At 72.6% G+C, this 14,430-nt stretch carries 14 protein-coding genes; 12 read left to right on the top strand and 2 right to left on the bottom strand.

The annotated features are described in order from the left end of the window. Nucleotides 1-5 precede the first annotated feature (5 nt). Nucleotides 6-899 carry a formate dehydrogenase accessory sulfurtransferase FdhD gene (locus DRV96_RS03940; protein WP_119287993.1) on the top strand — a complete coding sequence of 298 codons (894 nt, stop codon included), beginning with the start codon at nucleotides 6-8 and terminating at the stop codon, nucleotides 897-899. A 24-nt stretch (nucleotides 900-923) separates the two neighbouring features. Here the strand turns inward: DRV96_RS03940 and DRV96_RS03945 are convergent, their stop codons facing one another. Both DRV96_RS03945 and DRV96_RS03950 read right to left on the bottom strand, forming a co-directional pair. Next, nucleotides 924-1,538 (bottom strand): M48 family metalloprotease, encoded by a 615-nt coding sequence (locus DRV96_RS03945; RefSeq protein WP_162910935.1) that lies wholly within the window; start codon nucleotides 1,536-1,538, stop codon nucleotides 924-926. A gap of 230 nt (nucleotides 1,539-1,768) precedes the next feature. Then, nucleotides 1,769-2,317 carry an Mpo1 family 2-hydroxy fatty acid dioxygenase gene (locus DRV96_RS03950; protein ID WP_119287997.1) on the bottom strand — a complete coding sequence of 183 codons (549 nt, stop codon included), beginning with the start codon at nucleotides 2,315-2,317 and terminating at the stop codon, nucleotides 1,769-1,771. Between the two features lie 116 nt (nucleotides 2,318-2,433). Between DRV96_RS03950 and dcd the strand changes: the two genes are divergently transcribed. The 11 genes from dcd (at nucleotide 2,434) to DRV96_RS04005 (ending at nucleotide 14,359) form a co-directional block, all read left to right on the top strand. Continuing rightward, on the top strand, nucleotides 2,434-3,003 hold the full coding sequence (gene dcd, locus DRV96_RS03955) for a dCTP deaminase (protein ID WP_119288000.1): 570 nt from the start codon (nucleotides 2,434-2,436) through the stop codon (nucleotides 3,001-3,003). Nucleotides 3,004-3,051: 48 nt separating this feature from the next. Then, nucleotides 3,052-3,921 (top strand): KPN_02809 family neutral zinc metallopeptidase, encoded by an 870-nt coding sequence (gene ypfJ, locus DRV96_RS03960; protein WP_119288002.1) that lies wholly within the window; start codon nucleotides 3,052-3,054, stop codon nucleotides 3,919-3,921. 119 nt (nucleotides 3,922-4,040) lie between these two features. Beyond that, entirely contained in the window at nucleotides 4,041-5,987 is a 1,947-nt protein-coding gene (locus tag DRV96_RS03965; protein WP_119288004.1) for an acyl CoA:acetate/3-ketoacid CoA transferase, read from the top strand. A gap of 37 nt (nucleotides 5,988-6,024) precedes the next feature. After that, nucleotides 6,025-6,294 carry a DUF504 domain-containing protein gene (locus DRV96_RS03970; RefSeq protein WP_119288005.1) on the top strand — a complete coding sequence of 90 codons (270 nt, stop codon included), beginning with the start codon at nucleotides 6,025-6,027 and terminating at the stop codon, nucleotides 6,292-6,294. A 111-nt stretch (nucleotides 6,295-6,405) separates the two neighbouring features. After that, complete coding sequence (flgG, locus tag DRV96_RS03975) at nucleotides 6,406-7,188, top strand: flagellar basal-body rod protein FlgG (RefSeq protein ID WP_119288007.1); 783 nt, start codon at nucleotides 6,406-6,408, stop codon at nucleotides 7,186-7,188. 15 nt (nucleotides 7,189-7,203) lie between these two features. Next, nucleotides 7,204-7,893, top strand: coding sequence for a flagellar basal body L-ring protein FlgH (locus tag DRV96_RS03980; protein ID WP_235823269.1), 690 nt, complete (start codon nucleotides 7,204-7,206; stop codon nucleotides 7,891-7,893). A gap of 5 nt (nucleotides 7,894-7,898) precedes the next feature. Next, nucleotides 7,899-9,086, top strand: coding sequence for a flagellar basal body P-ring protein FlgI (locus DRV96_RS03985; RefSeq protein WP_119288009.1), 1,188 nt, complete (start codon nucleotides 7,899-7,901; stop codon nucleotides 9,084-9,086). Between the two features lie 2 nt (nucleotides 9,087-9,088). Further along, a complete protein-coding gene (flgJ, locus tag DRV96_RS03990) occupies nucleotides 9,089-9,985 on the top strand; it encodes a flagellar assembly peptidoglycan hydrolase FlgJ (protein ID WP_119288011.1) in 897 nt (298 codons plus the stop codon). Between the two features lie 10 nt (nucleotides 9,986-9,995). Further along, on the top strand, nucleotides 9,996-11,954 hold the full coding sequence (gene flgK, locus DRV96_RS03995; protein ID WP_235823270.1) for a flagellar hook-associated protein FlgK: 1,959 nt from the start codon (nucleotides 9,996-9,998) through the stop codon (nucleotides 11,952-11,954). Between the two features lie 15 nt (nucleotides 11,955-11,969). Further along, a complete protein-coding gene (gene flgL, locus DRV96_RS04000; RefSeq protein ID WP_119288014.1) occupies nucleotides 11,970-13,160 on the top strand; it encodes a flagellar hook-associated protein FlgL in 1,191 nt (396 codons plus the stop codon). 5 nt (nucleotides 13,161-13,165) lie between these two features. After that, nucleotides 13,166-14,359, top strand: a complete 1,194-nt coding sequence (locus DRV96_RS04005) for an EAL and HDOD domain-containing protein (RefSeq protein ID WP_119288017.1) — start codon at nucleotides 13,166-13,168, stop codon at nucleotides 14,357-14,359. The last annotated feature ends 71 nt before the right edge of the window (nucleotides 14,360-14,430 follow it).

A 14,430-nucleotide genomic window follows, 5' to 3' on the forward strand; every position in this document is an offset into this window, starting at 1 on the left:
CGCCGATGTCTTTGGCCGAGCCCCGTCAGAACCTCTCGTGCGCGACATGCGCCGGGCCGCGCATGACGCAGGCCGGCCAGCCGCTCACGCGCGAGGTCGAGGTGCTCGACGAGTACGGCCAGCGGCGCAGCATCCACATCCCCGACGAGCGGCCGCTGACGGTGTTCGTCGACAAGCGCGAGCTCGTCACGCTGATGACGCTCGGCGCCGCGCCCGAACTGCTCGTGCTGGGCTATCTGCGCAACCAGCGCCTCGTCGACGACCTGTCGCAGGTCGAGTCGATCACCGTCGACTGGGACGTGCACGCCGCCGCGGTGCGCACCGTCGGCGGCATCGAGGCGTTCGAGGCGAAGACGGCCAAGCGCGTCGTCACCACCGGCTGCGGGCAGGGTACCGTGTTCGGTGACCTGCAGGCGCAGGTCGACGCGATCCGTCTGCCGCCGCCCGAGAAGGCGCGCATCCGCCAGTCGACGCTGCACGGCATGCTCGAGGTGATGCGCCAGCAGGACAGCATCCACCGCAAGGCCGGCTCGGTGCACGGCTGCGCGCTGTTCCGCGGCACCGAGCTGCTCGTCTTTGTCGAGGACGTCGGCCGCCACAACGCGCTCGACACCATCGCCGGCTGGATGTGGATGCACGGCGTCGACGGCGCCGACAAGACCTTCTACACCACCGGCCGGCTGACGAGCGAGATGGTGATGAAGGCCGCGCAGATGGGCGTGCCGATCGTCGTCTCGCGCAACGGCGTCACGCAGATGGGCCACGCGTTCGCGAGCCGGCTCGGCATGACGCTGTTCGGCCGCGCCGCGAACCGCCACTTCCTCTGCTACACCGGCTTCGAGCGCTTCGACTCCGAGCCCGAGCCGCAGCGTTCGCCGGTGCGCGTCGTCGCCGGCTGACCGGGCGGCGCCCGCCGGCGCGCGTCAGCGGTCGCGTTCGGCCACGAGCGACGCCGCGTGCCCCGACGCCAGATCGGGGTGGTCGATCTGCGTGTCGATCACGCGCATCTGCGCCAGCCGATGGCGCGTCACCGGATGGGTCGCGGTGTCGACGGTCGCGCCGCGGCGCATCAGCAGCGCCATCGCGTGTTCGATGCCGAAGCCGAGCTGGCGCAGCAGCCTGTAGCCCCAGGCATCGGCCTCGAACTCGTGGCGGTGCGCCATCCGGTGGGCCTGCAGGCCGAGCACACCGGCTACCGGATCGGTCGTCTCGGGCCGGACCTCGCCCGGGATGTGGGTGCGGTACAGCGCTGCGAGCGCCTGCCAGTGGCCGAGCACGACGCGGCCGAGCTCGTGCGCGAGCAGCAACAGCCGCTCGCCTTTGGGTAGATCACCGGCTGCCTCCGACACGACGAGGACGCGGCCGAGCAGCACCTCGGCGTTGAGCGGACCGGTGACGACGCGCAGTTCGGCATCCGGCGGCGACGCGGTCGATGCGATCAGCCGCTCGAACGAGATGCGTATGCGTGCGGTGCGCCCGCTGTCGGCTCTCGCCGCTTCGAACTGGTGCAACCGCATCTGGTGCGAGCGCTCTAGCACGGCGACGATATCGTCGGCGTGCGCGCACGCGGCCCCAGATCCATCCCAGGCACAGGGCAACAAGACGCATCGAATCCTCCCCACGGTGCTGACGCTGGCAGATCGCGTCGGCCAGCCGCGGATCAGCCCGCGACGACCCCTTGCGCGTCGCGTGTCCGTTTCAGGGATAAACGGGATGGAAAAGTGCGCCGCCCGCGATCTGCGCAAAGGTGGCGTGCAACTGCGGCGCTTCAGCGAGCCGCCGGCTGGTGGTGCAGGTCGCGCAGCATCGTCGGGCCGACCTGGCGTTCGATCTCGGCGGCGAGCTGGCGCAGCCGACCGAACGCGAACAGCGCTTCGGCGACGACAAACATCGGCCCCACCAGCAGGCCGACCAGGTCGTCGAAGAAGGCCGGCCGGCGCCCTTCGTACAGGTGGCCGACGAACTGGACGAGCCACCCGGCGACGAAGCACCCGGCACCCCAGGCCAGCCACGCCGTCGTCGTGCCCGCGCCAAGCGGCTGCGCCAGTGCGACGAGCACGGCCGTCACCGCCGCGACGGCGACGCCCAGCAGCCCCGGCCCGCGCGAGACGTACCACGCGGCAGCCAGCGCCCAAAGCACCCAGGCCGGCGTCAGCGCCAGACCGGCGACCGGCACCGTCGGCCGCGCCAGCAGCACGCCGACCGCGAACACGATCAGCGGGATGCCGACGAAGTGCGTCGCGATGTTGCGACGATCCCGGTGGTAACCGGCGTACTGCACCATCAGCTCGGTGCCGGGACGGAACAGCGAGGACATCGGCAACACTCCAGCGGTGGGTACACGCACGTTATCGGCCGCGACGCACATAGTGTGCACCCGCCGGCGCCCCTGCGGGGATCCATAGAATCGGAAAGCCTTCACGGGATGTGTCCATGAGCATCAAGAGCGACCGCTGGATCCGCCGCATGGCACAGCAGCACGGGATGATCGAGCCGTTCGAGCCCGGGCAGGTGCGCCACGCCGCCGACGGCCACCGCATCGTCAGCTACGGCACGTCGAGCTACGGGTACGACATCCGCTGCGCGCGCGAGTTCAAGGTCTTCACCAACGTCCACAGCACCGTCGTCGACCCGAAGAACTTCGACGAGAAGAGCTTCGTCGACATCGAGGCCGACGTGTGCATCATCCCGCCGAACAGCTTCGCGCTGGCGCGCACCGTCGAGTACTTCCGCATCCCGCGCAACGTGCTGACGATCTGCCTGGGCAAGAGCACGTACGCGCGCTGCGGCATCATCGTCAACGTCACGCCGTTCGAGCCCGAGTGGGAGGGCTACGTGACGCTCGAGTTCAGCAACACGACGCCGCTGCCGGCCAAGATCTACGCCGGCGAGGGCTGCGCGCAGGTGCTTTTCTTCGAGAGCGACGAGGTCTGCGAGACGAGCTACAAGGACCGCGGCGGCAAGTACCAGGGGCAGCGCGGCGTCACGCTGCCCAAGACCTGACGCCGGACGGCGCGGCGGCCGGCCCACGGCCTGACGGCGGAGGGCGCGATGAAGTGGGAAGGCCAGCGGCAAAGCGACAACGTTGAGGACCGCCGCGCCGGCGGCGGTGCGCCCCGCCTGGGCGGCGGGCGCGGCATCGGACTGGGCACGATCGTCGTCGCGCTGGTCGCGGGCTGGCTGTTCGGCATCAACCCGCTGACTTTGCTCGGGCTGCTCGGCGGTGGCGAGCTCGCGCCGCCTGCGGCCGAAGCGCCCGCCACCGCGCCACCGCCGGGCGACGCCCAGGCCGCCTTCGTCGCGACGGTGCTCGCCGACACCGAGGACGTCTGGGGCGCGCTGCTGCGCGCCGGCGGCGCCGCCTACCGCGAGCCCCGGCTCGTGCTGTACCGCGACGCCACGCGCAGCGCCTGCGGCGTCGGGCAGGCCGCGATGGGGCCGTTCTACTGCCCGGCCGACGAGAGGGTCTACCTCGACCTCGGCTTCTTCGACACGCTGCACCGCCGGCTGGGCGCACCGGGCGACTTCGCGCAGGCCTACGTGATCGCACACGAAGTCGGCCACCACGTGCAGAACCTGCTCGGCGTCACCGCCAAGGTCGACGCGATGCGCGGGCGCGTCGGCGAGGCGCAGATGAACGCGATCTCGGTGCGCGTCGAGCTGCAGGCCGACTGCTTCGCCGGCGTGTGGGCGCATCACTCGCAGCGCGGCAAGGACTGGCTCGAGCAGGGCGACCTCGAGGAGGCGATGAACGCCGCCGCGCAGATCGGCGACGACACGCTGCAGCACCGCAGCCAGGGCCGTGTGGTGCCCGACAGCTTCACCCACGGCACGAGCGCGCAGCGCCAGCGCTGGTTCCAGCGCGGCTACGCGAGCGGGCGCCTCGCGCAGTGCGGCACCTTCGCGGCGCAGACGCTCTAGCCGCGCCGGCCTGAGCCGCCGGTGCGGCACGCGCTGCGGGCCAGCCCGCATGGCGCGCGGCCGCGGCCCGCGGCAGCATGGCTGCGGGCGTCGATCCTCGCTGGCGCCGGGAGACCCGCATGCACCCCGCCCCCGCCCACGCCGCCGAGCGCCTCGCCGGCCTGCGCGGTGCCGCCACCGGCAAGGTCGTCAGCGCGCACGACGCCGTGCAGCTCGTGCGCGACGGCGACACCGTCGCCACCGGCGGCTTCGTCGGCATCGGCTTCGCCGAAGGGCTCGCCGTCGCGCTGGAAAAGCGCTTCCTCGCCACCGGCGCGCCGCGCGATCTGACGCTGGTCTACGCCGCGGGGCAGGGCGATGGCAAGACGCGCGGCCTGAACCACTTCGGCCACGACGGCATGGTCGCGCGCGTGATCGGTGGCCACTGGGGGCTCGTGCCGGCGCTGGGCCGGCTCGCGGTGGCCAACAAGATCGAGGCCTGGAACCTGCCGCAGGGCGTCATCAGCCACCTGTTTCGCGACATCGCCGCGGGCCGGCCGGGACACCTGACGAAAGTCGGGCTGGGCACCTTCGTCGACCCGCGCCACGGCGGCGCCCGCATGAACGAGCGCACGCCCGACACACGCGTGCGGCTGCTCGAGATCGACGGCCAGGAGTGTCTGTACTACCCGGCGTTTCCGATCGACGTCGCGCTGATCCGCGGCACCACCGCCGACACCGACGGCAACGTCACGATGGAGCGCGAGGCGCTGACGCTCGAGGCGCTGGCCATCGCGATGGCGGTGCGCAACAGCGGCGGCATCGTCATCGTGCAGGTCGAGCGGCTGGCCGACGCGCGCACGCTGAGCCCGCGGCAGGTCAAGGTGCCGGGCGTGCTGGTCGACTGCGTCGTCGTCGCCGACGATCCCGCGCACCACTGGCAAACCTTCGCGACGCCGTACAGCGCGGCCTTCGCCGGCGAGATCCGCGTACCGGCCACGCACGTCGCCCCGATGGAGCCCGGCCTGCGCAAGACGGTCGCGCGGCGCGCGGCGATGGAGCTGCGCCCGAACCAGGTGGTCAACCTCGGCATCGGCATGCCCGAGGGGGTCGCGGCGGTCGCCGCCGAGGAGAAGGTGATCGACCTCATCACGCTGACCGCCGAGCCGGGCGTGATCGGCGGCGTGCCCGCCGGCGGGCTGAACTTCGGCGCCGCCGTCAACACGCAGGCCATCGTCGACCAGCCGTACCAGTTCGACTTCTACGACGGCGGCGGGCTCGACATCGCGTTCCTCGGTCTCGCGCAGGCCGACGCCGAGGGCAACGTCAACGTCAGCAAGTTCGGCCCCCGCCTGGCCGGTGCCGGCGGCTTCATCAACATCAGCCAGAACGCCAAGCGGCTGGTGTTCGTCGGCAGTTTCCTCGCCGGGCAGGGCGGACACACGCACCCGAAGTTCGTGCCGCAGGTCGAGCACCGCACCTTCAGCGGCCGCGAAGCCTTCAGGCGCGGCCAGCCGGTGCTGTACGTGACCGAGCGCGCCGTGTTTGGGCTGCACCCCGCGGGCCTCGAGCTGCTCGAGGTGGCTCCCGGCCTCGACGTGGAGCGCGACGTGCTCGCGCTGATGCAGTTCCGCCCGGTGATCGAGCGCGAGCCGGCAGTGATGGATGCGGCGATCTTCGCCGACGCGCCGATGGGTCTGCGCGCGCGGCTGCTGCTGCGCCCGCTGGCCGACCGCTTCACGTTCGACGCCGCGAGCCGCACGCTGTTCATCAACTTCGAGCGTCTTTCGATCCGCACGCGCGACGACGTCGAGGCGGTGCGCGCCGAGGTCGAGCGTCACGTCGCGCCGCTCGGCGAGCGGGTGTGGGCGGTCGTCAACTACGACCACTTCTTCCTCGACCCGGCGGTCGAGGACGACTGGGTCGAGATGGTGCGCGACCTGGTGGCGCGCTACTACCGCAACGTCACGCGCTACAGCACGTCGGGCTTCCTGCGCGCCAAGCTCGGTCCGGCGCTGGCCGCGCGCGGCGTCGCGCCGCACATCTACGAGACGGCGCACGAGGCGCGCGCGCACCTGCGCGACTGACCTCCCACCGCCCGGCGCGAAGCCGCCACCCGCCCCGATGGAGCCGATCCGGTCGCTGCTGCACCGCATCCAGTGGGACGAGGCCTTCGCCCGTGCCGAGTTCACGGTCGGCTACCGCGACCGCACGCGTGACGAATTGGTCACCGTGCCGTGGGAGCGCATCCGCCTCGAGCCGGGCAACGCCTTCTCGTTCACGGCGATCGAGCCCGACGGTACGGTGCACGAGGTGCCGCTGCACCGCGTGCGCGAAGTGCGGCGCGACGGCCGGCTGATCTGGCAGCGGCACGTCGACGCCGACCACCGGTGAGCGCGACGTCAGCGTCAACCCCCGAAGCACCCCGCTTTTTCGCCTCAATTCCGCCCGCAGCCGGCGCGCGCTTGGCCGGATCATCACCGCCACACCCTCGGGAGCGTGCGCATGATCCGTTCGTTGTGGATTTCGAAGACCGGCATGGAGGCCCAGCAGACGCAGCTGGACACGATCTCACACAACCTCGCCAACGTGGCCACCAACGGCTTCAAGAAGGGCCACGTGGTGTTCGAGGACCTGATCTACCAGAACCTGCGCCAGGCCGGCGCCGCCACCGGCGAGCAGGGGATGCTGCCGACCGGGCTGCAGGTCGGCCTCGGCGTGCGCCCGGTGGCGACGTCGCGCACGTTCACGCAGGGCAACCTGCAGCAGACCGGCAACAACCTCGACGTCGCGATCAAGGGCAACGGCTTCTTCCAGATCCAGCGCGCCGACGGCAGCACGGCCTACACGCGCGACGGCGCGTTCCAGGTCAACGCCGACGGCCAGCTCGTGACCCACGCCGGCGACCTCGTGCAGCCCGGCATCACGGTGCCGGCCAACGCGCTGTCGCTGACGATCGCTGCCGACGGCACCGTCAGCGCCACCGTCCCCGGGCAGACCGCGCCGCAGGTGCTCGGCCAGCTGCAGCTGGCCAGCTTCGTCAACCCGGCCGGGCTCGACCCGCTGGGCGGCAACCTGTTCGGCGAGACGGCGGCGTCGGGCGCGCCGAATGCCGGGGCGCCCGGCACCGACGGGCTGGGCGCGCTGCAGCAGGGCTTCGTCGAGACGAGCAACGTCAACGTCGTCGAGGAGCTGGTCGCGATGATTCAGACGCAGCGCGCCTACGAGCTCAACTCGAAGGCGATCCAGACCTCCGACCAGATGCTGCAGCGTCTGTCGCAGATCTGAGACGCAGGCCGTGGCATGAAGACGCTGTTCGCTTTCGCGTGCGCCGCCGCGGCCGCCGTGCTCGGCGGCTGCGCGATGATGCAGCCGCCGCTGGTCGACGTCGCGCCGGTGCCCGCGGCGCTGGCCACGCCGCTGGCCACGCCCGTCGCACCGCCGCCGCCCGTTGCCGGCGCGATCTACCAGGCCGCGGCGTACCGCCCGCTGTTCGAGGACCACCGCGCGCGCCTGCCCGGCGACACGCTGAAGGTCGTCATCACCGAGCGCATCAGCGCCAGCGCGCGCTCGACGAGCTCGGTCGACAAGTCGGGCAGCGTCGAGGCCGGCATCACGTCGCTGCCGTGGTTCGGCGCCGCGTCCAAGCTCAGCCGGCTCAACGCCGAGGGCAGCAGCAGCAACACCTTCGCCGGCAAGGGCGCCACCGAGAGCACCAACGCGTTCAGCGGCACGATCACCGCCGTCGTCACCGGCGTGCTGCCCAACGGCCACCTGCTGATCGCCGGCGAGAAGCAGATCGGCGTCAACGCCAACGTCGACGTGCTGCGCTTCTCGGGCCAGGTCGACCCGCGCGCGATCCAGCCGGGCAACAGCGTGCCGAGCACGCAGATCGCCAACGTGCGCGTCGAGCAGCGCAGCCACGGCCAGCAGGCCGACGCGCAGGTCATCGGCTGGCTGGCGCGCTTCTTCCTCAACGTGCTGCCGATCTGAGTGCGATGCATCCCGTGACCTCGTCCGTCTTCGCGCGCGTGCGAGCGCAGCGCCTGCCGCAGCGCGCGCTCGACGCCGTCGCGCGCACGGCCGTCGTGCTCGCCGCGCTGGCCGCCAGCGCCGCGCTGTGGTGGCCCGCCGGTGCGCAGGCCGCTTCGCGCATCAAGGACCTCGCCGCCGTGCAGGGCGTGCGGCCGAACCAGCTCGTCGGCTACGGCCTCGTCGTCGGGCTCGACGGCACCGGCGACCAGACGACGCAGTCGCCGTTCACCGCGCAAAGCCTCGGCGCGATGCTGCAGCAGATGGGCGTCACGCTGCCGAGCGGCGTCTCGCTGCAGCCGAAGAACGTCGCCGCCGTGATGGTCACGGCCATGCTGCCGCCGTTCGCGCAGCCGGGCCAGGCGATCGACGTCACGGTCTCGTCGGTGGGCAATGCGAAGAGCCTGCGCGGCGGCATGCTGATCGCCACGCCGCTCAAGGGCGCCGACGGCCAGGTCTACGCGATCGCGCAGGGCAGCCTGCTGGTGGGCGGCGCCGGCGCCTCGGCCGGCGGCTCCAAGGTGCAGATCAACCACCTGAGCGCCGGGCGCATCCCGCAGGGCGCCACCGTCGAGCGCGGCGTGCCCACGCCGCTGCTGGCGGGCGACCACCTGCAGCTCGATCTCAACGCCGCCGACTTCGCCACCGCGCGCGCGGTGGCCGACGCGATCAACCGCGCCAAGGGCGACGGCACCGCGGTCGCGCTCGACGGGCGCGTCGTGCGCGTGCGCGCGCCGGCCGACCCGGGCGCGCGCGTGGCCTTCCTCGCCGACATCGAGAACCTGCCGCTCGAGCTCGCGAAGCCCGCGGCCAAGGTCGTGCTCAACGCGCGCACCGGCTCGGTCGTGATGAACGAGACCGTCACGCTCGGCGCCTGCGCGGTCGCGCACGGCAGCCTCGCGGTGACGATCAGCTCGACACCGGTGGTCAGCCAGCCCGCGCCGTTCGGCCGCGGCGACACCGTGGTCGCCGAGAAGGCCGACGTCGCGATCACGCAGCAAGGCGGCGCGCTGGTGCAGATGCCCGAGGGCGCCAAGCTCGCCGACGTCGTCAAGGCGCTCAACGTGCTCGGCGCGACGCCGCAGGATCTGCTCGCGATCCTGCAGGCGATGAAGGCTGCCGGCGCGCTGAAGGCCGAGATCGAGGTGATCTGACGATGGCGCTCGCCCCGCTGCCCGGACTCGCCACCGACGCGCGCTCGGTCGACGGGCTGCGCACGCTCGCCAGCCGCGACCCGCAAGCCGCGGTGAAGGAGGTCGCGAAGCAGTTCGAGTCGCTGTTCATGCAGGAGCTGCTCAAGAGCATGCGCCAGGCGACGATGAACTCGGGGCTGCTCGACAACTCGGCCAGCGAGCTCGGCACCGAAATGCTCGACGCGCAGTACGCGCAGAAGATGAGCGGCCTGCCCGGCGGGCTGGCCGACGTGATCGCGCGCCAGATCGCGCGCCAGATGGGGCTGCCCGCCGACACCCGCACGTCGGCGCCGGCTGTGCCCGCCGCGGCACCTGGTACGCCCGCGACGCCAGCGGCTGCGGCCGACGCCGCCGCGCCGCGTGCCGCGCGCCCCGCCAGCGGCGACAGCCGCCACGAGTTCATCGCCCGCCACGAACAGGCGGCCAAGGCCGCCGAGGCGGCCACCGGCATCCCGGCAACCTTCCTGCTCGCGCAGGCCGCGCTCGAGACCGGCTGGGGCCGGCGCGACATCCGCATGGCCGACGGCACGCCGTCGCACAACGTGTTCGGCATCAAGGCCACGCCGGGCTGGAGCGGTCCGGTGGCCGAGGTGACGACGACCGAGTACCTCGGCGGCGTCGCGCGCAAGGTCAAGGCCAGGTTCCGTGCCTACGCGAGCGTCGACGAGGCCTTCGCCGACTACGCGCGGCTGATGACGCGCACCAAGCGCTACGCGCAGGTGATCGCGCAGGCGCAGACCGCGCACGGCTTCGCGCAGGGGCTGCAGCGCGCCGGCTACGCGACCGACCCGGCCTACGCGACCAAGCTGGCCAGCGTCATCGACACGACGCTGCGCGTGCAGCGCACGCTGAGCGCCTGAGGACGACGCGATGGCTTCGGCACTGATGAGCCTGGGCACGCGCGCGATGGCCGCGGCGATGGCGCAGCTGCAGACGACGAGCCACAACATCGCCAACGCCAGCGTCGCCGGCTACTCGCGCCAGGAGGTCGAGCTCGCGACCTCGAAGGGCCAGTTCACCGGCGCCGGCTTCTTCGGCAAGGGCGTCGACGTGGCGACCGTCAAGCGCGCGCACGACGAGTTCCTCACGCGCGAAGCGGCGGTCGCGGCGTCGCTGGCCGCCGGCGACAAGGCGCGCCACGAGCAGCTCGTGCGCCTCGAGAACGCGTTTCCGACCGGCGAGCAGGGCGTGGGCTACGCCGCCGGCCAGCTGCTCAACGCGATGGTCGACCTCGCGAGCCGCCCGCAGGACATCTCGACGCGCGAAGTCGTGCTCGCGCGCGCGCAGGAGGTGGCCGCGCGCTTCGCGACCGCCGGCCGCCAGTTCGACGCGCTGCAGGCCGGCGTCGCGCAGGACCTGAAGAACGCGGTGGCCAGCGTCAACGAGATCGCGCAGCGCATCGCCGACGTGAACCAGCAGATCGCGTCGATGCAGGGCTTCGGCCACGCGCCGAACGACCTGCTCGACGAGCGCGACCGGCTGGTGCAGCAGCTCAGCGGCTTCGTCGCCGTGACGACGATCCCGGCCGACGACGGCGCGCTGGGCGTCTTCATCGCCGGGGGCCAGCGGCTCGTGCTCGGCAACCAGGCGCAAGAGCTCGTCGTCACGCCCGACGCGATGGACCCGTCGCGCGCGGCGATCGGCATCGAGGAAACCAACGGTGTGCGCCCGCTGTCGGCCGCGCTGCTCAGCGCCGGCTCGATCGGCGGGCTGCTGCGCTTCCAGAACGAGGACCTCGTCGCCGCGCGCACGTCGGTCGGCCAGATGGCGCTGGCCTTCGCGTCGCGCGTCAACGAGCAGCTCTCGCTCGGGCTGGACCTCAACGGCAACGCCGGCGCGGCCCTGTTCGCCGACCTGCGCGCCACGGCTGCGCTGGCGGCGGCGACCAACGGCGGCAGCGCCGCGATCGACGTCTTCGCGCACCGGCCGGCGCAGGTGCCGGCCGAGGAGTACGAGCTGCGCTACGACGGCGCGTCGTGGCAGCTCACGCGCACCGACGGCAGCACGCCGGCCGGCGGGCCCTACACCTTCACCGACGCGGCGCTGGCCGCCGGCGTCGCGATCGACGCGCTGGGCCTGACGCTGCAGCGCAGCGGTGCGGCGGCGGCGGGTGACCGCTTCCTGTTGCAGCCGGTCTCGCGGGTGGCCGGCGAGATGACGCGCGTGCTCACCGATCCGCGCGGCATCGCGGCCGCGTCGCCGCTGACGGCCACCGCCCACCCGGCCAACGCCGGCAGCGCCGGCGTCGGCGCGCTGACGATGACAGCGCCGCTGGCCTCCAGCGACGCGGTGCAGATCACCTTCGGGGCCGTCGTGCCCGGCACGCCGCCCGCGCCCGACGGTGTGGCCTACACGTGGACGCGCGGCGCGGCCAGCGGCGCCGGCACCTGGACGCCGGGGCAGCCGCTGGCGATCGGCGAGTTCACGCTCGCGCTCACCGGCGTGCCGGTGGCCGGCGACGTGATCGACGTCGCGCCGACCGAATTCCCGCTCAGCAGCAACGGCAACGCGATGGCGCTGGCGGCGCTGCGCGACGAGACCTTCGTCGGCCGTCGCGCCGACGGCAGCGGCGGCGAGACGGTCACCGACGCCTACGCCAGCGCGATGGCCGGCATCGGCGTGCGCGTGCAAAGCGCCGCCACCGCGGCCGAGATCTCGGCGTCGGTGAAGGTCGCTGCCGACCGGCTGCGCGAGGCGAAGTCCGGCGTCAACCTCGACGAGGAAGCGGCGCGGCTGATCCAGTTCCAGCAGAGCTACCAGGCCGCGGCCAAGGTGCTGCAGGTCGCACAGCAGATCTTCGAGACGCTGCTGTCGACGGCGGCGCGCTGACCACGGGGCTGACCGATGCGTGTGACCACCGCCTACACCTTCAACGCCAGCGTCGACGAGCTGCAGCGTCGCCAGCAGGGCCTGGCCGAGGCGCAGCTGCAGCTGACCAGCGGCAAGCGCGTGCAGCGCGCGAGCGACGACCCCACTGCGGCGGCGCGCGCCGAGCGCGCGCTGGCCAGCGTCGCGCGCAGCGACGCTGACCAGCGCGCCCTCGAGGCCAGCCGCAACGCGATGACGCTGACCGAGTCGGCGCTCGGCGACGCCGGCGAGCTGCTGCAGCAGGCGCGCGAGGCGATGGTCGCCGCCGGCAACCCCACCTACAGCGACGCCGAGCGCGCCGGCCTGGCCGAGAAGCTGAAGAACCTGCGCGCGCAGCTGCTCGCGGTGGCCAACCGCAGCGACGGCGCCGGCGGCTTCCTGTTCGCCGGCCAGGGCGCCGGGCAGGCCCCGTTCGTCGACGCACCGGGCGGGGTCGTCTACCGCGGCACCGGCGGCGGCGTCGACACCGCCAGCGCCGAGCCGCTGCCGCTGACCGTCGACGGCCGCAACGCGTGGATGAACGCGTGGAGCGGCAACGGCAGCTTCGTCACCGACAACGTCAACAGTACGACGGCCTACGTCGACGCGGGTCAGGTCAGCGACCCGTCGGCACTGACCGGCGAGCCCTACCGCATCGTCTTCGGCGCCGGCGGCACGACGTACGACGTCCTGCGCGGCGACCCGCTCGCCCCTTACCTCAGCGCGCAGCCGTTCACGCCGGGCAAGGCGATCGAGATCGACGGCATGGCGTTCACGATCGGCGGTGCGCCCGCCGCCGGCGACACCTTCGAGCTGCACCCGTCGCGGCCCGAGCTCGGCGTGTTCGACGTGCTCGACCGCGCGATCGCCGAACTCGCGACACCGCTGCGCACCCCCGCGCAGGTCACGCAGACGGTGGCGCGCACGCTGCGCGACCTCGACGCATCGATGGGCGCGCTGCAGGGGCTGCGCGCGGCGGTGGGCGAGGTGCTCAACCGCACCGACATGGTCGAGGGGCGCGTCGCGGCGCAGAAGCTGCACGGCCAGACCGAGCGCAGCAACGCCGAGGACCTCGACATGGTGCAGGCGATCTCCGACTTCCAGAACCGCCAGACCGGCTACGACGCCGCGCTGAAGGCCTACTCGATCGTGCAGCGCATGTCGCTGTTCCAGTACCTCAACGGCTGAGCGCCATGAGCAACCCCGTCCTCAACCACGTTGTGCTCGGCTACGCGCCGATGATCGACCGCCAGCGCGACGTCATCGCGACGCGGCTGACCGTGTTCCCCGCGCGGCCCGACACCGTCGTGCCGGCCACCGAATTGCTCGCGACGCTGGCCGAGGCCTGGCCCGAGGGCGGCGTCAAGCTCGCGCTCAACGTCGCCAGCGAGGCGATGCTGCACGACCTGCTGCGCACGCAGCCGGCGTCGCACGTGATGGTCGAGGTGCCGGCCTTCATCGCCGGCGACCCGGCGCAGACGCAGGCCATCGTCGACCTGCACGCGCGCGGCAACCTGCTGATGCTCGCCGGCCGGCCCCGCCAGCCGCTGCCGCGCGAAGTGCTCGGCTGCTTCACGCACTCGATCATCGACCTGTCGGAGGAGCGCCGCAGCGACGCCGTCGCGCCGCCGGGCACGACGCGCTCGATCGGCTTCGTGCAGTCGGGCGTGCGCACCGTCGTGCAGGTCGCCGAGGCGTTCGAGCGCGGCGCGGTCGCGGTGCTCGGCTGGCCGCTCGACGACGTCGTGCCGGCCACCGGCGGCAAGGGCGTCAAGCCGGACCTGCAGACCATCGTCGAGCTGATCCGCCGCGTCGACAACGAGGAGCCCGTCGAGCGGCTGGACGCCGTGATCAAGCTCGACCCGACGCTGGGCTTCAAGATGCTGCGCTACATCAACTCGCCGGCGTTCGGGCTGCGCGTCGAGATCGCGTCGTTCCGCCACGCGATCATGATGCTCGGCTACCAGCGCCTCAAGCGCTGGCTCGCGCTGCTGCTCGCGCAGGCGAGCAAGGAGCCCGACGCCAAGCCGGTGATGTTCGCCGCGCTGCGCCGCGGGCTGCTGATGGAGGAGCTCGTCAAGGCCAGCGGGCAGGGCGACACGCAGCTGCGCGACGAGGCCTTCATCTGCGGCGTGTTCTCGCTGCTCGACAAGATGATGAAGCAGCCGTTCGACGAGCTGCTGAAGTCGATCCCGATCCCGGCCGGCGTGTCTCAGACGCTGGCCGGCGGCGACGGCCCGTACCGCCCGTACCTCGAGCTCGTGCAGGCGGTCGAGAACGCGTCGGTGTTCGACCTGCGCGAGATCGCCGAGCGGCTGATGATGTCCACCGGCGAGGTCAACGCCGCGCTGCTGCGCGCGCTGGCGCTCGCGCGCGAGCTCGGCTGACCTCCCCGCGGCCCGCACCGGCGGCCGCGCGGCTGCGTACACTGGGCCGGCACGGCCGCGCGGCCGTGCGC

This window comes from Azohydromonas sediminis (assembly GCF_003574675.1).
Taxonomy (GTDB): domain Bacteria; phylum Pseudomonadota; class Gammaproteobacteria; order Burkholderiales; family Burkholderiaceae_C; genus Calidifontimicrobium; species Calidifontimicrobium sediminis.